At 61.8% G+C, this 18,854-nt stretch carries 16 protein-coding genes; 2 read left to right on the forward strand and 14 right to left on the reverse strand.

What is annotated here, in order from left to right; translation table 11 throughout:
• Window positions 1–61 precede the first annotated feature (61 nt).
• On the reverse strand, window positions 62–7,126 hold the full coding sequence (locus tag AC1PK7_RS10625; RefSeq protein WP_481100754.1) for a SpvB/TcaC N-terminal domain-containing protein: 7,065 nt from the start codon (window positions 7,124–7,126) through the stop codon (window positions 62–64).
• Between the two features lie 735 nt (window positions 7,127–7,861).
• Between AC1PK7_RS10625 and AC1PK7_RS10630 the strand changes: the two genes are divergently transcribed.
• Complete coding sequence (locus tag AC1PK7_RS10630) at window positions 7,862–8,215, forward strand: DUF3653 domain-containing protein (protein ID WP_481100755.1); 354 nt, start codon at window positions 7,862–7,864, stop codon at window positions 8,213–8,215.
• Window positions 8,216–8,843: 628 nt separating this feature from the next.
• On the opposite strand, the gene AC1PK7_RS10635 is transcribed toward AC1PK7_RS10630, so the two are convergent.
• The 10 genes from AC1PK7_RS10635 to AC1PK7_RS10680 form a co-directional block, all read right to left on the reverse strand.
• The gene (locus AC1PK7_RS10635; protein ID WP_481100756.1) at window positions 8,844–9,038 is read right to left on the reverse strand and encodes a hypothetical protein; all 195 of its coding nucleotides are present in this window, start codon (window positions 9,036–9,038) and stop codon (window positions 8,844–8,846) included.
• 281 nt (window positions 9,039–9,319) lie between these two features.
• Window positions 9,320–10,678, reverse strand: coding sequence for a zonular occludens toxin domain-containing protein (locus AC1PK7_RS10640; protein ID WP_481100757.1), 1,359 nt, complete (start codon window positions 10,676–10,678; stop codon window positions 9,320–9,322).
• Window positions 10,678–11,016 (reverse strand): phage coat protein, encoded by a 339-nt coding sequence (locus tag AC1PK7_RS10645; RefSeq protein ID WP_481100758.1) that lies wholly within the window; start codon window positions 11,014–11,016, stop codon window positions 10,678–10,680. The genes AC1PK7_RS10640 and AC1PK7_RS10645 overlap by 1 nt, the downstream gene beginning before the upstream one ends.
• 1 nt (window position 11,017) lies before the next feature.
• Window positions 11,018–12,223 carry a hypothetical protein gene (locus AC1PK7_RS10650; RefSeq protein WP_481100759.1) on the reverse strand — a complete coding sequence of 402 codons (1,206 nt, stop codon included), beginning with the start codon at window positions 12,221–12,223 and terminating at the stop codon, window positions 11,018–11,020.
• Between the two features lie 125 nt (window positions 12,224–12,348).
• On the reverse strand, window positions 12,349–12,579 hold the full coding sequence (locus AC1PK7_RS10655) for a hypothetical protein (protein ID WP_481100760.1): 231 nt from the start codon (window positions 12,577–12,579) through the stop codon (window positions 12,349–12,351).
• A gap of 18 nt (window positions 12,580–12,597) precedes the next feature.
• A complete protein-coding gene (locus AC1PK7_RS10660) occupies window positions 12,598–12,855 on the reverse strand; it encodes a hypothetical protein (protein WP_481100761.1) in 258 nt (85 codons plus the stop codon).
• A gap of 3 nt (window positions 12,856–12,858) precedes the next feature.
• Window positions 12,859–13,149, reverse strand: coding sequence for a single-stranded DNA-binding protein (locus tag AC1PK7_RS10665; RefSeq protein ID WP_481100762.1), 291 nt, complete (start codon window positions 13,147–13,149; stop codon window positions 12,859–12,861).
• Window positions 13,146–14,240: a replication initiation factor domain-containing protein gene (locus AC1PK7_RS10670; protein WP_481100763.1), complete on the reverse strand. Its 1,095-nt coding sequence runs from the start codon at window positions 14,238–14,240 to the stop codon at window positions 13,146–13,148. Before AC1PK7_RS10670 ends, AC1PK7_RS10665 begins: the two co-directional genes overlap by 4 nt.
• Window positions 14,233–14,442, reverse strand: coding sequence for a hypothetical protein (locus tag AC1PK7_RS10675; RefSeq protein ID WP_481100764.1), 210 nt, complete (start codon window positions 14,440–14,442; stop codon window positions 14,233–14,235). Before AC1PK7_RS10675 ends, AC1PK7_RS10670 begins: the two co-directional genes overlap by 8 nt.
• Before the next feature lie 27 nt (window positions 14,443–14,469).
• Entirely contained in the window at window positions 14,470–14,694 is a 225-nt protein-coding gene (locus AC1PK7_RS10680) for a hypothetical protein (RefSeq protein ID WP_481100765.1), read from the reverse strand.
• A gap of 129 nt (window positions 14,695–14,823) precedes the next feature.
• On the opposite strand from AC1PK7_RS10680, the gene AC1PK7_RS10685 reads away from it, so the two are divergent.
• Window positions 14,824–15,285 carry a DUF3693 domain-containing protein gene (locus AC1PK7_RS10685; RefSeq protein WP_481100766.1) on the forward strand — a complete coding sequence of 154 codons (462 nt, stop codon included), beginning with the start codon at window positions 14,824–14,826 and terminating at the stop codon, window positions 15,283–15,285.
• 161 nt (window positions 15,286–15,446) lie between these two features.
• Here AC1PK7_RS10685 and AC1PK7_RS10690 read toward each other — a convergent pair whose 3' ends face one another.
• From AC1PK7_RS10690 to AC1PK7_RS10700, 3 genes are read right to left on the reverse strand one after another with little or no spacing between them, the layout of a single operon-like run.
• Window positions 15,447–15,665: a KTSC domain-containing protein gene (locus tag AC1PK7_RS10690; RefSeq protein WP_481100767.1), complete on the reverse strand. Its 219-nt coding sequence runs from the start codon at window positions 15,663–15,665 to the stop codon at window positions 15,447–15,449.
• A 5-nt stretch (window positions 15,666–15,670) separates the two neighbouring features.
• Window positions 15,671–17,575, reverse strand: coding sequence for an ATP-binding protein (locus AC1PK7_RS10695; RefSeq protein WP_481100768.1), 1,905 nt, complete (start codon window positions 17,573–17,575; stop codon window positions 15,671–15,673).
• Entirely contained in the window at window positions 17,562–18,764 is a 1,203-nt protein-coding gene (locus AC1PK7_RS10700; RefSeq protein WP_481100769.1) for an SIR2 family NAD-dependent protein deacylase, read from the reverse strand. The genes AC1PK7_RS10695 and AC1PK7_RS10700 overlap by 14 nt, the downstream gene beginning before the upstream one ends.
• Window positions 18,765–18,854 lie beyond the last annotated feature (90 nt).

Raw genomic sequence — 18,854 nt, forward strand, 5'->3', positions numbered from 1 at the left:
CGAACCTCGTTGCATGGAGCAGAGGGAGGGGAGTCCGAGCGACGCAGGTCGATCGAACGCGCTACCAGCCGGGGTGGACCGGCGGGTGACCGAAGCCACCCTGCGGGTTGGACGTGTAGATGAACGTCGGTGCAGGGGATGAAGACCACGACATCGGCTGCGGCGGGACGTACGACTGAACCACCGGCTGCCAGTACGACGAAGGGGGAATCGAGTCCAACAGCGACTGGAAACTCGGCAGCGTCGGGACCAGGACCGAGGGCGTGGGCGGAGGCGGTGGCTTGAAGGCGTCCAGCGGATCGTCGCCAGGCAGCGCCCGCAAGCCCTGCCAGTGCAGCATCAGGCCGGTGTAGGCGCCGATTTCGGTCGTGTAGATGTTGCCGAACTTGGCCGCGCCGACCGTGTGGAACGCCCCCTCGTGCTGCCCCACGACACCGTAGCTGCTGCCTCCGCGCGACACCGCCCAGAGATTGCTGGCATTGGTGGCGAATTGCGGCAGGAACTGCTTCTTCGCCCCGTGGTGCAGTTCCACCGTCCGGTAGAAATCGTCGGAGGCGACGATGTCTCCCATCTCGGTATCGTTCATCGCCTTGGTGAAATGCGGCGAGCGCATCTTCGTATAGGTCGAGATGCCGCCGGTGTCGTCATCCACTCCGGCCTTGGTCTGCGCGGTCCGGAAAACGTCCAGCAGTTCCGGGTTGGACGCGATGTGCAGCGGCTTGAACGTCTCGAACATCGACAGGACGCGGAATTCGAGCTGAGGCGACAGGCGGGCGTCGTAGGACTTGGTCGCTTCGGGTTTGAACAGATACACGTATTCGTGGATGTCCTGTGCCAGTTGCTGGTACGAGGCTGCTTCGGACTGGGTGAGGTAGCGGTAATTCGTCTCGAAGCTGCTGAACGCCGCGGTCGTACCGGCTTGCGGCACCGCGATCTTGGCCTTGCATCCGCCGCTGGGATCGACCCACGACAAGGGGTTGCACCCGACGTACTGGTAGAGATTGGGACTGTCGACCGGCCCGTTGGGATCGGGACTGAGCCAGCGCGCCAGCCAGGTCGCGTAGCAGCGGTCGCCGAAGTCGTACAGCCCGGTGGCGTCGTCGCACTCCTTGCCGCAGAACCGGTAGTCCTTGAGCTTGACCTCGGCTTGCGCATTGCCGGCAATGATCGCCGTGCCGCCGTACGGAAAGTACTCCTCATAGCTGATCACCGCGCCGTCGGCTTCGACCTCGAGCGCCGACGAGCCGGTGACCGTGGCGAGCTGGAAACGCCATTGCGGTGCGCGTCCGTCGCTGGCCGGCCAGTAGTACGCCATCAGCACGCGCGCTCCGCCGTCGCCGACGGAAATCCCGGTCCGGGCCACCTCGGGTGTGCCGGATGCGGACAGCGTACGCACCAGTTCGCACCCGTCCAGATAGACCTTGTCCTCCACCTGCAGGCCGCCGGCGGTCAGGCGCTGGGTGACGCGGCGCACCCGTTGGCCGGCGCTGTTGTAGATGTAGTACTGCGCGTCGTCGTCTCCGCCATTGCGAGCGATCAGGACCGCGCGCCGCGGCTTGTTGCGCCAGTCCCAGTCCATCGAACGCAGGTGTTCGAACTCCACCATGTTGCCATTGGCGTCGTAGCCTGCGTCCGGATCGCGCCCGCCCGCATCGTCGTCGAGCACGACGCGGTTGGAGGTTTGCGACACCGCATAGGCGCGCGTCCAGGAGAGCGTCGACTGCGGCGTGCTATGCACGAGCTGCACCAGGTTGCCCGAGTCGTCGTAGCCGTAGCGTTCCTGGTACGGCACGAGCTTGGTGCCGTCGGCAGGATTTTCCGGGCACAGCGGCAGATAGGCGCTCTGCTTGAAGCCGGTGCGATAGGTGGAAGCGCCGATGGCCGGGTTCTCGCGGCCGGTGGCCTGCAGCAGCCGGTAGATCGCATCATAGCCATAGTCCTGGCGCGCTCCGATCTGGGCCTGGTTGCAGAACACCAGCGGTACGGTGGCGTCCTCGGCGCAGGTGACATTGCCGACCGGATCGTAGGTGTAGGCAATCTGTTGCAAGGCCTTGCCGTCGCCTCGGCGCGTGACATCGATGGCGAGCAGGCGGCCGGTGCTGGCCTCGTAGCCCCGAACCGCCATCACCCCGGTCCCGAGCAGTGCCGATGCACGCGTCCCCTCCGGCGAATAGACCGCCTCCGTCACCACCTGCGTGGGGGAGGAGGCTCCGGCCAGGGTGAGGTCGCTGAAGGCGAGCCAACCGTTCGCGTAGTAGCCGTTCCGCTGGCGACTGCCATCGGCGCATCGCTTGTCGATCAGTTGCTCGAAGGCATTGCGCTCGCTCTGCGTGGTACGCGGCGGCTCGAGCGCGACCGTCTTGCCGGGGGACCAGTCCACCTCGTCCTTGTAGTCCACGCGCAGTTCGAAGCGACTGCAGGTGGGCCTCCCGCCGAGATCGAACGGGCCGTCGCTGAGCACGCCGGTCGCATCGCGCAGTTCGACGCGGCGGCCGATGGAGTTGGTCGCCGCGTCGGTGCCGTAGCGCAGGCGCTCGACCACCTGGTGCACGCCCTCGACCCCATCCACATGCACCTGCGTGAGCCGGTTCATGGCGTCGTACTCGCGGCGCGAATGCAGGCCTCGGCCGTCCCATTGATGGGCGAGCCGTCCCAGGGCATCGTTGAAGACGATGCGCGTGCCCGAATCCACGCTCTGCAGCGACATCGTATTGCCGGCCAGGTCGTAGCCGCTGACAATGTTCCAGATCGGCGTGTCGCCGCCCGCATTGCGCGCACTGAAACGCGGATCGGCCAGCGCCAGCGTGCGTCCATCCAGATCGAGCACGCTGGTGGTCAGCATCGACCGGATGTCCGGTGCATCCGCGCTGCGATTGCGCTGCTCCAGGTCGACCACGCGACCGAGCGGATCCAGCCACTGCGTCAGGTAAGTGTCCGCGAAGAACGCCGCCTGTTCGAGCGCGCGACGCGCGTCGGCGAACGCTGGCGAAGTGTCGCCGATATGGGCCAGGTAGTAGGGTGAGGTGGGCAGCGTGTCGTCCAGGTCCCACTGCTCGCCGGTCCAGGCGCGGTAGACATTGCGCGCGATGAAGCCCTTGGCCGTAAGCGTCTCCACCACGCGCCCCTGCGCGTCGCGCCAGTCCGTATCGTGCCAGCCCTCGCGGTCCGCGGTGAACGCCGCCGTGTCGGTGAAGCGGGGCCGCCAGCGCTTCACCGCCTGGCCTTGCAGGTCCAACTGCACCAGATCGTTGGACACCCAGGCGTCCTGGTCGCGGCCGCAGCCTGCCGCCTCGACCTGCGTCCTGGTTTCCAGTGGCCGGCCCAGCGCATCGCTGTAGCTCGCCACCAGCTTCAGTGCCGTGGTCTGTCCTTGTGCCAACTGGCTGACATGCAGCTGACGGGCCACGCTCAACACGACCGGCGGCTGACCGCTGCCCACACGGTCGTCGTAATAGAAGTAGGCGGTCATCTGCTGCAGGTAGGCCGCCGGGTCGCGCAGAACCTGGTCGACGCTGGCCGCGGTCTTGGCGACGTAGCGGCCGATGTCGCCGTCGCCCTGCCGTGTGCCGCCCGCGGGCGCGTGAAAACGAGTGGCCACGATCACGCGCCCCAGCGCATCGGGCAAGACCTGGTCGACGACCCCATTGACGTCGGTCAGCGTCGTGGTCTGCAGCGTCTGGTAGTCCGGGACGGCCAGCGCCGTGCCATCGGCATTGCTGATGGCGACAGGCAGCAGGGCGTACGTGTCATAGGTCACGCTCACCCGATGGCCGGCTGCATCGGTCGCGCCGAGGGGGCGGTAGAACTGCGCCGCGTCGCCATAGTGCGTGATGGTGCCCGGCGCCCACCAGTAATCGTCCTCGTATTGCAGAAAACCTTCTTCCCGCAGCTGCTGCGCGCTCAGGCGATCGCCATAGGTCTGCGCGATCATGCCGGCGCTGAACCGCGTGGTGGACGCATGATGCAGCAGCACAGGCCAGGCGACAGTGCCGAATGGCAATGGTTGGGTCCGCGCCGCGTCCCAGTAGACCTGACGCGTGTCCAGGCGCAGTCGCGCCTGTGGTTGCACACCGGAGAAGGCCTGCTCCGGCGGAAGGACGTTCTGCAGCGCCGTCCGCGCGCGCTCACGCACCGTGTCGAAATCCAGCCAGCCGCCACCGGCGGCGGCGACCTGGCCGAATTGATAGGCGACTTGCTCGAGCGGCGGCACGACGAACGCGCCCTCATGCTCCAGCGGTGCCGCGAAGCAGGACTGCTGGGCGGTCACCAACGCCTGGGTCTGGCAGGCGGGCCAGGTGGAGGAGGGCGCTGCGCCGGCAGCGGTGTTGCCACGCATGTTGGCCACATCGACCGCAAGCAACACATGCCCGTAAGCGTCCACCTCCAGCGTGAACTGCTGGCCGACGCGTGGATCCTGCGCATCGCGTTCGTAGACTGCGGTAACGATTTCGCGCGCCGACACCTGAAACACCGCATCGTGATCGCCACGGCCCGGTTGCGCTTGGGAGACGGTGTAGCTGTTGCTCACCACCGTGAACGGCACGCCTTCCACGGGGCCGCCCTCCAGGCCGTAGCGTTCGCTGCGCAGCAGTTGTCCTTTCAGCGCACGATGGGCGACGCGCAGCAATGCGGCATCGGGCGGGGAGGTCAGGGTCTGGATGACGCTGTCTGGCGGCGTCGGCTGCCGGCCCTCGATGCCGTGCCAGTAATCCTTGTGGTACTGCAGGGTCTGCAAGTGGCCGCCAACGAACGCCCCGGTGTGATACCAGGTCTTCGTGAACGCCGGTGGCGCGAAAGACGCGCCATCGACGGTCTGCGTGGTCCAGCGCTCGACATGGCCGAATCCGCGAAACGATTTGGCGATCGGGTCGTAGTAGCCGTCGTGATAAGCCGTTCGCAGGGTCTGGCGGGAAGCGGAAAACGGCTCCGTGCTGGTGACACAGGTCACCACCTGCACCGGGAACGGCAACGTGCATGGCCATGGCCGGCCGGCGAGGGCGTCGGCCAGGGCGAACCGACTCGAGGTGCCGTAGGTCAGTTCGGTGCGGGCGCCCAGGTCGCCACGAACCGCAGTCAGCAGCCAGGGCTTGCGCCCGCCGGTGAAATCGATCAGCCATTGCCCTTGCGTGGCGGTGCCCAGCAGCAGATCGTGGCTACCGCCCCCCAGCAGATCTGCGCTGCCGGCATAGCTGAGCTGGGAATAGGCGGCGGGCGCCGCGACCACCACCGGCGCGGCGAATCCGTTGCCGGCGTGGTTGAGATAGAGATAGACCTGTCGTTCGCCGAAATAGATCAGGTCCGCGCCACCGGAACCGCTGACGTCGGCCACGCGCAGCCGGCTGGCGTCGAAGCCGCCGGGGAAATCCGGCGCTCCGTCGAACAGCACGCGCTCGCCGAACCGACCGTAGCCCAGACTGGGCCAGCACTCCACGCTGCCGTCGCGAATGCGCACCAGGTGCGCGCCACCATCACCGACGAGATCGACGAAGTCGATGAACTCCATCGGCGAGGCCGTGCGTGGATCGGGTACGCCGTCCTGCAGCACCAGCGCGACCGGGTCGCCATAGCCTGCCTCGCCCAGGCCGGGATACCGGCGCAGCGCCGTTCCCTGCATCACCAGCAGGTCGGCCAGGCCAGCGCCGCTCAGGTCCACATACTGGGCCGCGGCCGTGGCCGCTTCGGGCGCCCACTGCGGGAAGGACTGGAACGCGCTCCAACCCGCATCCCGCTGATACCGGTAGTAGCCCGCCTGGCTGCCTTCCACCACCACGCAATCCAACTGGCCGTTGCCCTGCAGACTGGTCAGCAACTGGCGTCCGGCCGACACGTCGCGCTGCACCGGCATTGCCTGCGGCGTCAGCGCTGCGGCGAAGCGGCCATCTCCCAGGTTGCGCCAGAACTGGCACGCGGACGGCGTGCTGAACAGCAGGCCAGGCAATCCTTCGCCGAGCAGGTCGGCGACGATCAGTTCGCCCTGCGACAACGGCGCAGGGAAGGCACCGCTCGCTGGCGCCACCGGCTGGAACCCCTGCAGCGCCGGCTCGAACCGCTGATAGTCCAGGTTGACGCCCGGGATCTCCAGCATCGCGTACGTGCCCTCGGACACGCGGCGATAGCCGCGCTGCACCGCGCGGCTCAGCACCGACAATCCGTCCTGCACGGTGTACTCGAGCACGGTTGCCCCGACCAGGCACGGGGTCGCACCCAGTTCGGGCAGGGCATGGAACATCAGCACACCACGGCATAGCCGATAGGTGCGTACCTCGAATCCGCTGCGATAGCTGGAGAAGGGATCCTGTCGCGCAGGCCAGGCGCGCACCGGCGTGTACGGATCGGGATTGCCGACGCCGATGTCGTATTCGCCATAGTCGAACAGCAGACGCATCGCGTAGGCCAGTCCACCTTGGCCATCGTCGTAGGCGCCATAGCGGATCTCGGCGATGTAACGATTCGCGGTCTGGTCGCGCCCGGCGTTGCTGGGCACGCACGGAACATTGGCTCCGTCCTCTGCCTTGTAGCGATACGCGACGCGATCGCCCGAGGCGGTCGCCGAGGATTCGATCAGCCAGGCCAGCACGTGCGAAGGCGCCGCTGGATCCGCGATGCGCGCAGACGCATCGCGCCCCAGCACGGCCACACTGCCGTCCGCACTGGCGATCCGCCAATGTGCGTCGTTGTCGCTGAGCCGCCGCCAATGCTCGAAACGCGTTCCGTCGCCATCCACGCGCTTGCGGAAGCGCACCACCCGATACTCGACATCGCCTTCGGAGCGCTGATGGACGACGGGTTGCCACTGATCCCCGACCTGTGCCAGCGCCGGCACCAGCATCTCGCCATCGGCCATGAACTCGTCCGTGTCGTCATACCGTGGGATGGCCCCGTCGGTGCGGCGCGCGATGCGGGGCAGGGCGACATCGAATCCCAGGCCGAAGGGCCCATTGCCGCCCCCGCTGGCGTAGCCCAGCGTGAGCGATGGCGTGACCTCGCGGCAGGCGGAGGCGGGGATGGGGATCCGGAACGTGGCCGCACCGGTGAAATCGTCTGCGGTGTAACTCTCGCCCATCCCCCGGACAGCGCTGCCGCCGCTGGGAGTGGAGAGTTTGGGTAATTCGATTGCGTTTGCCATCTGGCGGTCCCTGCCTGACAACAACAACGACCCCAACGCCCGTGGCGTAACCGGACGCCCCCGCGGCAGCCCCCTTGCCGTGCGCCGGACCATAGCATGGAACCCCAAGCGCGCAAGGCGACAACTGCATGGACAGGAAGCAGTCGACGCCGAGTCGCGACCGACGGGTCAATCCGGGATCAGCGCAATCGTCGTCCGCCGCGATCTGCCGGTCGCGTTTCCTTTCACCATCGATATCGGCCGGTCTGCTTCCCAGACCCAGGGATTCAACGATTTGCGTCTGCATGCGTGGGTGGTACATGAAATCGCGAAACCTGCAGTGGTTTGCGAACGAGCGGCCTGCAGTTGTCTAAAAACTGCGCGCATCGCCGACGCTACGCCTGTAGACAATTGATGCGTGCATGGCTGACGTCGAGCGATGGGGCATTGCGGACGTGGTGCGCATCCCGTCGCTGACATGCCGGTCGCGATCGTGCGTGTCCAAGTGTCGAGGGAGGTATGCGTGCTGGTCTGGGCGCTGGTTTGGCGAGCACCGGTATGATGGTGTCTGGATATCCGATGGCTGCGGGAGCGTCGGTCGGAAGCCCAGCCGGGCATGTATGCTTTGCTGATTTTACATAAGATACATTATGCGAAAAAGCATATGCGCATGATGCTGGCGCGGCTGCGCTGGATCTGGCTATGGCTCACCTCTTGCTTGCCGCCTCGACCCCCTAGCGACAAGGAAATCGCAGCGTGAGTGACACCTACGACATCGATCGACGGCCGCCGTGCTGGCAGGCTGGCAAACCCTGCCCGAACCACTGTGCACAGGCGCACGCCCGGCACGTCATCGACAACCACGTCGACCTGCACGGACCATGGGCGGGATGGCGGCTTGCTGGCCGGGACCTAGTGGCGCCAACTGGCGAAAGGATCCCCGAACGCAGGCTGCGCGGCCTGCTTTGGCGCGCAGACGCGACTGATTTACGTGACGCGGCACGTAATCGGAACCAGGCCAGGAAAGCGCGTCAGCAGTCAATGGTGAAGGTCGTTGTGGTGGACCTTGCGACCTGGCGGGAACGCCACTTCGGGCAGATGGCAGGATGAGGCGTCTACGCAGGGGCAAGCCCCTGCACCCCGATCACTTGCATGCCTGCTGGACAGCGTTGTCCATCTGACTAGACAGCTCAAACGACCGATGCAGCCCAGCGGCGGCATAGACAGCATCACGATGCCGCTTAGCAGCCTCACAGGCACCACCGGAATGGGAATCGGAGACGGCGGCGCCATAGCCACCGCCAGAATGCTGAGCGGCGTATCGCCGGTCTAGCTCCTGCTGCAAGCGGTAGCGGCGCCACAACTCAGCGTTGGACGGCTCAGGAACAGGAGTCGCATCCCAGGACTTGACGGCGGCACCCGACGCGCATGGAGCAGACTGATAGGTCACCGCCTTGGCGACGACACACTTGTAAACCTGCTGCCCATAAGCAGGCAGAGCGATTGCGGCTAACACAACGAAAAATGCTCGAGCGTCCATGACCCCTCCCCTGTTGCGCGGATCATACCTAAGCGCCAGGGTTGAAGCTTAGACAACTACCGGAGGGTGCGGAACAACATGGCGCCGCGGCAAGTGGCGCGGATGCCGGAAGCGAGGCCGGCACCAGAAAGCCCCAAAACGGCAACGAGTTGAGCGGTAGCCCACAAGTCGATGTTAGCCATATTGGTGATGCGTCACTTAAGTGTGGCGGCGAGCAATCTCAGCCAAGATCGCCTTGACATTGCGCTTGTAGCCATCAGCCATGTCCTTACGCAGACGGTTGAGCAAGATCACGTCGGACAGGGTGGCAAGTTCGGCCGGGTCAGTCGTCACGCGACACGACTCAGTGACCTGACGCAGGCGATACATGGCGGCACGCTCGGCAGCGGTCATCGGCCTTTCGTACTTGGGAGGGCGGCCACGGCGACGGGGAAGTGGCATTTCCATGGTGCCCGGGTCTCTTTCGTCACGCATAACGTTACTCCTTATCCTTGGCGCGATCATAGAGGAACATGTAGTAGCGGTAGACGCCATACAGCAGAAGAACCAGACCCTGGATGCCGACAAGTGCTTGAGTACCGTTCATGGCTTCGACCCCGTTTGTGTGGATCAATTATATCGTGACGCATCACTAATGTCTAATGATCTATAGTTATAAGTGACGCGTCACGTAATTACATGTCCAAGGTGGTGGGCGGCGTCACACTGCCAGTCGAATACGCCTTGGACTCCGGAAACGTGCCAAGCGCCCTCGCCTGCTTGGGGATCACGCCACCTCGCACTCCTGACGCGGAACGGCCGGCAACGGCGCTCTGCGCGCTATCGCGCGCACCCGCGCCATCGCCGGCCATGCCCGCCTCGCGCGTGTTGTAGGTGTGCACCTCCTGGTCGCGGATAGGCAACGTGCGTGGCCAAGCCGTCGCAACATAAGTGACATCACCGGCCTTGAGACGCACGCCATAAGGTTCGACAGACACGTCATAGCCAAGCGCACGAAGCTGCCGCAAATCCAACGTTTCCGTGGTGACGTTGGAGGAATCCACCCACTCAATCGATGCGCGCGGATCGTCACCGACCATAGCAAGCATGGCAAGGCGAATCCTGGCGTTCTTTGACAGTTCGGCCACGTAGCGCTGTTCCCCACTAAGCCCCTTGAACGGGTCAGGCGCCTCCACAACAGGCTGTGCCGCCTTGACGGAAGTAGAGGACGCCGGTTCCTGATACACACGCCCAACGGCAGCGCCGGGGGCGACCGTCTGCTGATGATCTTCCGATTTGCCCAACACCTTTTGAGGCGACTTAAAAAACCCTACGAAAAAGTAAGCGCCACCAGCACCCACAACCAGCAAAAAGACTAGACCAACCGCGATCAAGCTCCAAACCGTTTTAGACCCCTCTTTATATACCTCTTTATTTGTAGATCCCTGCGCATAGCCGTGATAAAGCGGAAAAATCGCCTTATCATAAGACATCACTTTGCTACCTATTTTCTGGAACTTACCCGCTGCGTAGCAATTCCAATAGGTGACGCGATATTTTCCGTCCAAGCCAAAGGCAGAAAGTTTGACGAAGCTATGTTTGCGCTCAATGCGTCCACGGACCGCCGCATGAAGCCGCGCAAACATCTGCGTCATAATGACGCCGTCACCGCCATTCTGGCCTAGCAGCGCAAAAAAGTTTTCTGTAGCAGGGTCCAAGGGCTGCCGCGATTCAACATAGAATTCGTGTATCTCATCGATGATAACCAACGCATCCTTAAAGTGATCCTCGATAAGCCACCGTTGCGTTTCTTTGTCTTGACGGGCCTTAAATGTTTCAACTACGTCCTTGGTTTCGACGTGATGCAAATACTTTTCGACATGCTCAACAGGCAGCTTTAGATATTCAGCAATTGCCGCTCTGCACTCGGGAGTTTCCAAGCCGTTGATACGCGCCCACACATGACGGCCACGCTTCAGTCCTGGCAGAACATGGTTCTTAATGCAGTCATAAGACTTGCCGGAACGGGGTACGCCTTCATTAAATACAAACATCACCAAATCCCCAGGGTAAGAAAGCGCCTGACCACATAAAACACACAAGCCGCGGACACAATGCCCATGCACCTGTCAATCTGAAATGTCGCAATCAACCAGCCGATAGTAGGTCCGCCAGATCCAAACAAAGATTGCAGATTGCTACCGTTTAAAAAGTCCGGCACAGGGAGCAACGCAAAAACGGCCGTCAAGACTTGCAACTGATGTTCAAACCAAACATAGAAAAGATCGCTCATAAATGCCATAAAGGCATCCCATACGTCTTTGATTTGCTGCAATAGCCAGTTAGTTAAATCGGTCAACCAGCCGACACGTGCGATAAGGTCATAAAACATATCAAGTCACCGCGATTCTGATAGCGAGATAAGAAACAATGCCAAGCAAAACCCATCCACAGGCTTGAAGAGCCGCATAAAAAGCGCCTGAGCAATGCTGATCCAGAACCAGCGCAGGCGTCCACTGCGTTGCAGAAACGGTAAAAACAGGACACGACCCGCCGCCGCTAATCATCATAAAATGGCTTATGGACGCCAGCATGGGCGTATTGGTTATGTTTTTATAGTACGCGCTAATTAAGCTGCCAACAGTCTTGTCAGTTGGTGTATATAACTTGCCTACTCCGGCCCCTGCCCCGCCAGGGCCAGAACCCTCACCATCGCCATCGCCGCCATTACCGGAACCCTCACCACCTGACCCGTTATCTTTTCCGCCGCCTGTATTGGGCTGCCCACCACTGTTGCCTGAACCGCTATACGTAGATGTGTTATAGGTGTCGCCATTGATGGTGGTTTGCGACGACTCAATAACCGTTGAATCCTTTTGTTCACTGGGAGGCTTAGGCGCGGTGGGAGCTTTTTCACGGTCTCCCGAATAACTCCCGTCAACAGTCATGCGTGGCCCTACTTCGCCGGGCTGCCAACACAGGGTAGAACCCCTGGCTCCGGTAACACAGTGCTGCCCGTTCGGTTTGACGCATTCTGTGTACGCCGCTCCGGTGGAATAACACGCGCTCTGATCGGGCTTGGATTCCTTTAGGTCTGTCGCAGTCGTGCAAGTATCTCCCGTAGGCGTCATGGAATCGGCAAACGTGCGCATAGTCGAGCCTGACCCAACCGTGCGATACAACGCTCCACCACCCAAATCAGGTGCATATTTACAGCCACCAGAACATACGGCGCTGGGAGCGCCAGCGAAGGAGACATTAGTTAGTGGCTGCGCGGTAGCGCAGGTTTTTGCCTGGCTGTAGTAAAAAGCACGCGACCCCGTAAAATTGGTGGCATTTGAACAAGATGGCTGCGCAGCAAATGCCGAAATGCTCTGATCGCCATTGTCGCGCGCACAAGGCACCCACGCCGTAGTGCCGACATTGGCGCGATCAGCCACACCCTGCGCATAGGAATTGGCCGCTGCCATCGCTTGTGACTGCGTACAGGCGAGCGAACTCGTTGGGCTGTCCTGGCAAGCATAGTCGGTATCGGCCATGGCTGGAAAAGTAATGGCGCAAAACAGCATGGCTAAAACGATCCTGAGATATAACATCATCTATCAATCCCCTTAACCATTGCCATCCCGCATGCGATTCCAAGCAGCCCGAGAAATACGCAAATAATCATGTCTAAACCCCATTAAAAAAGGGGAGCATTAAGCTCCCCTTTTCGGTACCTGCATCAGTTCTTGCCGAACATGCCGGCGAGACGCTTACCGCCCCAGATGGCGAACCCCACCGTGGCGATGATGGAACACGCCGCGATGCCAGCGGTCACGATGGTGCTGCCGTCCAGGCCGGCGGTGATGCCACTGAAATCGGTGCCGGCGGCGAAGACCGGCGAGGACACCATGGCGGCGGTGGTGGCGGCCAGGACACCGGCGACCTTGATGGAACGATTGAACTTGGGCATATGGAACCTCTCTCATGGTTATGACCGGCTGTCGTTGAACACGTTGGCAAGCGCGCCGGCCATGCGCATTGCCGTGTACAGAAAAAGAATCAGACCAAGGGTGCCGCTGAACCACGTGAGCGCGGTCTCGGCATCCGGGAATTCGAAAGCGCGTTGAACGACGCCATAAACGCCGTATTCCGCGGCGCTGGTGAGCACGTAACCGCTGCACTCGGCGACAGGCTGGCCGGTAGGCACCAACGTGCCGTCCGATTGCAGGGTTACGCACAGGGCCATGGCTCAGGCCGGCACGCGAGCGGTGGTCTTGGCGCGCAGCTTCGTGAACTTGCTGAGGCTGAGAACGCCCTTGTTGACCTGCGCCATGGCTTCGACATCGACCTCGTACTCGCCGACCGCATAGGGCTTCTGGCCGTCTTCGAGGCGCACATCGAACGGGTAGACAAAACCACCCGTCTCGATCTTCGCTTTCTGCTTGCGCGTGGTGTAGGAACGATCCTTGCCGTTGTCGTCCTGGAAGGTGCCGCCGCGCTCGATGACTTCGGCGTCCATTACGGTGACTTTCATGCTCATGGTGTACTCCGGTTGATGCCCGCGATTTCGGGCCACAGTTGCGCTGCTTCACCCGTTGCCCACGCCGGCAGCTTGTTCGACGTGCAGGTATGAATGACGGCATGCAGCGCCTCTGGCGTCTTGCACTGCCGCACAATGAAGTTGAGCGTGGCGCCGTACTGGCGTTTCAGGTGGCGACGCGCGCTTTTCCAAGTAGCCTCAATGGCGGCCTTGGTAATATCGATCTGCGACGAAACGCAGTGCAGGAAGCGCAGGACCGGATACGCACCGAGCAGATAACCGGCAGGATCGCGCAGCAGATCAAGCGGCAATTCCTTGCGATTCGACGCACGAAACTGGGCCTCATAACGCACCCACTCTGACGCGGGGTCACCCTGCTCCCTACCCTTCTCATACACGCGTAGCTGCTGCTCGGACTTCTTGCCGCCGACGTAGAACGTCTTCCCGTCGCCGCTATCGTAGTCATCGACAAGCTGTGCTTTCGGGTGTTGGCCCCGTCGATCGAACTCACCATCCGAGTACCACTGCTGAGCGAGCTTCAGCGGGTACTTACCGAGCAAATCATCGACCGCCACGTCCACACGGGTCAGCCTTCCCGCGCAGCTTTCAAGCTGCGCTTGAAGTTGCAGCCACCGCTGCGCATGGCCGCAACGCGCTGCGCTCAGCACCTTGCACCCAACACCGGTCAACTCGATGCGGGCGGTGTACGTGCCATCGCTACGACGGCAGTTCTCGCCGCCCAACTCGACCAAGCCGACATGCTTGCCATCCGCATCAACGATGCGCACGCGCCACAGATAGAACTGCCCTCCCCTGGCCTCTTGATCCAACTCAAGGCCAAGGCCAGCGAAGAACCAACAGAACACCTGAAGGGCAGCCACACGGGCATTGTCGGCACTGGCGTCGATCCAGGCGCGGACCTCGTCAGCGGCATCACGGTCGAGAAAGCCGACTTCGCGGAGGACCGCGAACAGATCCACAGAGGCGGAAAACCAGTCGAGACCGACGCTAAGGGTGCCTTCGGCGTTCCTGAATTCACTGACTCCCCTGTTAGACGAGGGGAGTCCTGGCATCGCGCTGCCGTCAGCCACCGGCCCACTCCACTTCCAGGGCGACAACGGCACGCTCAAGCTCGACGGCTCGCAGGAAGTCGTAGCGCGCTTGAGCGAGCATCACGAAAGCACGGTAGTCGGAATCGAGCCGGCGCAAGCGCTGAGAGCGCGACCATGCGGCGAGGCGAAGCGTGCCGGCGGCAACGAGCGCACATGCGAGCAGCAAGAGAGAGATGGGCATAACGTGATTCATCACGAAAAAGGGCGCTTATGCGCCCTTCCCCTTCGCTGCCGGCTTGGTGACCGGAGCGTCGCCAGCGGGTTGATCGCCTGCGGGCTGCACCGGCTTGGTGGGCTTGATCTTCTGTGCCGCGAACGCAGCGGCCAGGATCAAGCGGGACACCTTGGACTCGCCCAACTCGGCGAAGGTGAGCGCGGAACGCTGAAGGTTCATCACGAGCGGCTGAATGGCCGCGTGCTGCTTGATATCCATGCTTGAATCCCCGTACCCCTACCCGATGACCCGGCCCCCGGGGGGTGCCGGGGGGACGGAGGATTCAAAGACCCTTTGAATCCGGACGTGATTCAATACCCCTTGTAATCCAATGTCAAGGGTCTTTGAATGTCCACCGTAGACGGGCTGCTGGACGCGGCAAAGAAGGCCGTAAATGCCAGCAATGACACAGAGTTAGCGAAGGCGCTGGGCATACGACCAGCGGCAGTGAGCAACTACCGGCGAGGTGTCTCCCTGCCGAATGCCGTTGTCTGCGCAACGCTGGCCGGGCTAACCGGCGAGCCGTTGGCAAAAGTGCTGGGCATCGTGGGCGAAGCGAGAGCGATCAGCTCAGACGAGAAGGCCGTTTGGCGGAAGCTAGCAGCAACCGCCATGGGGGTGCTGCTGTTCATAGGGGCTGCCCTGCCGCACGAAGCAAAAGCCTCAACTATCAATGCGTTGCAAGAATCGCACACGATACATTATGCGAAATTGGCCGCGTCCCCGGACGGGGGCGCGGCCGTCCATCCCCGTTGCAGATCCGACCCCACGCTGAGCAGTTCCGCACCGCCCGCATCAGCCTCGGCCTGAGCATCCCCGCCTGCGCCAAGCTCCTGCGCGTCAGCGTCCGGACGGTCTCCAACTGGGAGTCCGCTCGAGCTCGCATCCCCTCTGTTCGCGACTGACGTCGCTGGGTCGCCTTTTCTCATCCCCAGAACTTCTCAAGATTCGGGGAGACTTTGAACACGTTCTTAGACCCGACCGTAACGATAATGACCCTTGATGGACGCCGCGAGGAACTCACCCTTCGATCCGGCCTGATCGAAGGCCTGAGCGATCTGCGGTGGCACCTCATAATAATGGTAGCGGTTGCCGTTGAGAAACTCGACCTCGAGCAGCAACTGATCCTCTTCATAGCGGATTGCGGCAATGTTCGACGAGGTAAAGGTAGCGAATTCGTGCCAGGCCATGTGTGTCATTCCTTCTTGGGTGGAGTGTGGACCGGGTTCTGCTGGAGCCATGTCTCGACAAAATAGCGATAGTCAGCGGGGATATGGGCCTTCAGATTCCAACCGCCCGGCGTCATCGATTCTTCGGGCGCGACCTCGTCGCAGATCAGTGGGTCCTGGCTGTCGGGACGACGATCGCGGGGCGGCGCCTGGATCATGGTGCGCATCGGTAATCGAACCGCTTCACCTAAGATGATCGCCTCACCGGTGCGCAGCACTGGCAACATACTTGTCAGGCCTTCAAGATTGTCCGAGAGAGCGCTGGTCACATGCGAGCGATCGGTGGAATTGCTTAACCGCATCGCGAAGAAGGTCCCGCACTGCGACAGGATCGTCGGGTTGATCTCAGCCGGGCGTTGGCTGACGATCATCGCGCCAATCCCGTATTTGCGACCTTCCTTGACGATACGCTGCGTCGCGATCGAGGCCGCGTTGTTCCCGTCGTCGCCAAGATAGCTATGCGCTTCCTCCATCACGACGAGAAGCGGTCGCTCGCGCCCACCTTCCGACAGGTTCCGAGCCCAAAAGAGGCCATCGTAGAGAACGCGCAGGATATTGCCGATGATGTCGTTCGTCACCGTCGAGGGGATGCCTGACAGGTCGAGGATAGTGATCGGCTTGTCGCTGCCGATCCATTGGCCGACCAAGTCAGCGAGCGTCTTGGTCGTCTTGCCGTCAAGGTCGGGATGCCAGTCACCCGCTTTCAGCAAGAAATCGTAACGGGCGACGCGGAGCCGAGCACCCAACGCCTCAAGCGGCCCCCGGATGTTGAGGACGTCCGGAAGCCAATTGATCTTCTCCGGGTCGTTCGCGACACTTTTGACCTTGCGAAAACGTGGCGGAATGCCGGCCTGGGCATCGCCCACGATTTTCGCGTTGGAAGCGTCACGCTCATAGGCCCAGTTTGATTGATCAGTTGGGCTCGCGCCACCAGCACTGAGATAGGTGCCGAATTCCCTGCAATAGAGTCCGTACCAGAGCTTGTTGAGCGAGAAGGGAACCGGGCTGTCGGCGGTGATGCTAGCAGGGTCCACGCCGGCGATGGGCTGGACTGCGAGGCTCGCGATCTTGGCCGCGAGGATCTCCTCGAGGATGATGTTGCGGGCCTTGCCATCGGGCGGGAGGCTTCCAAACGTCACCCGCAACAACTCGTCGAAACTCAGCGCCCAAAAGGGAATGCATAGCCGGTGTTCGTTGGGGTGGCGCGCGTCGGGGCTGATCTTGAAGATGTTCGCGCGATCCCCGAGCGCCCTGCCATATTCGCCGTGAAGATCGAGTACGACGATCCGCGCCGACGGAAAGCGGCTTTCGTCTGACAAGACATTCAAGAGCCCCGCGACCGTCGTCGACTTGCCCGAACCGGTTGTCCCGACTACGGCGCTGTGACGTGTCACCAACTTGTTGACGTCGACCAGCGCATCAATCGACTCGCTGCCTGCGACATGACCTACGCGGACGAGGTGGTTCTGTTTATCCGACCGTCCATAGATCGCCTGAAGATCGGCTTCGGAAACGAGATGGACCTCGTCCTCGAAGGTTGGATATTGCGAGATGCCGCGCTGAAACCGACCCTTGCGATAGCCCTCGCCGATCAGTTGGACCGTCATCCAGCGTAGGCCATTGGGCATCGAGAGAGCCGCTTTCTCGGGGACCGCACTTGCTCCCACCTCCGAGACGATGCCGTATAGATCGACATAACCGACGGGGATTTTGACAAAGCTACCGATCTGCCCGATCTTGTGTCCTTGGCCCTGGACGAAGCTCAGGCCAGAGAAGCGGTCCGACGTCAAAGTGACGCTGACCGACGTGCCGCTGACGTCCTGGACCGTGCCGATGACGGTCGCCCGGTCGGCAATGTCATGCCTGATCATTGATCACCCCATCACCCGAAATGCCACGCAACAGCATGCCGAGCGCGGCGAAGTCTCCGAGCCGCAGGGTAACCTTGTCGCCATCCTTCACGAGGATGCTGGGCGGCAGCGCGAGATCATCGGTCCCCTCGCCCGACCACTCGCCGAGCGTGCGGCCGACGATCGCCTTATCGAACCCAAGAACGCTCAGATTGGGCGTCGCCAGCGCGCACTGGCGTGCAAGCTTGTAATTCTCCCACTCAAGCTCACCGAACATGCAAGCGAAGACATGCGCGGTCGGATTGGCCTCGAGGCTGCGGCAGATGACGTCGTTGATATGCTCGTCTGCGAACGAATAGCCGCAGATGAACAGCAGCGATGATGGCGCGAGCAAGAAGGCCTTCAGGCGATCGAGCATCGCGAGATACGGCATCTTGCGGCTTTGGTCATATTTGAGGTGCGATGGGTAGATCAGATAACTCTGTTTGTCGGTCTTCTCGTCGCTGCGCACGACATCAGTATTGCCTTCAAGACGCCAGTTGAGCGAGCCATGGATCTTCCAGAGCCGGGTCCAGCGCGGCGGTAGCAAGCCCTCATCCTCGACCGCCCCAAGGTCGAAGAAGGCTTTTCGCGCGCCGATGAAGCCATCGAAATAGGGCGCTGAGCTCTCCTCTAGAGCCTGCTCTATCAATAGGTCGTAGTTAGTCGTGAAGAGATGGACTGGCCGTTCGCGACGGATCGAACGACTCCAGATCGCAAGGTTATGATATGGGCTATCCTTGGCCGGAAGGTCGCGCCGAACCTCTTTGGAGATTACCTCGCAGACATTTGTGTCGAGAGCGATGAGCTCGGCGGCGGTCAGTCCACGCACATCGCCGGCGCCGGCGACACTCGCAAACGCGCGGATGCGGCTGAGTAGCAGTTCAATATTACTACCATCGCCGCCGTCATCGGTCACGATCTTGACGATCTTGTCCCAGGTCGACTGTTTGGCAACGTCCTTGCTGGACAGTTGCTCCGCGATCACCTTCGTCAACCCTGCCACGTCCCAGATCAGAGGGTCGGTTACGGTCTTTCCGCCCTCCTCCCGTTCATTGACGCGGATCGACAGCGGACACCCCGCGCCCAAGAAGAAGCCTATAGGTTTGCGATTTTGCGACAGGGCTTGTTGAATGAAGCTGATCTGACGAGCCGGATCATGTTTATGCATCTCGCCCCCCTGGCATGCATTAATGAAACATCACCGTTTGTCGAGCAATATAAGATAAAACCAGTTGCATTGATACCTGGCCTGAGCCAG

The organism is Xanthomonas sp. NCPPB 3174 (assembly GCF_056725205.1).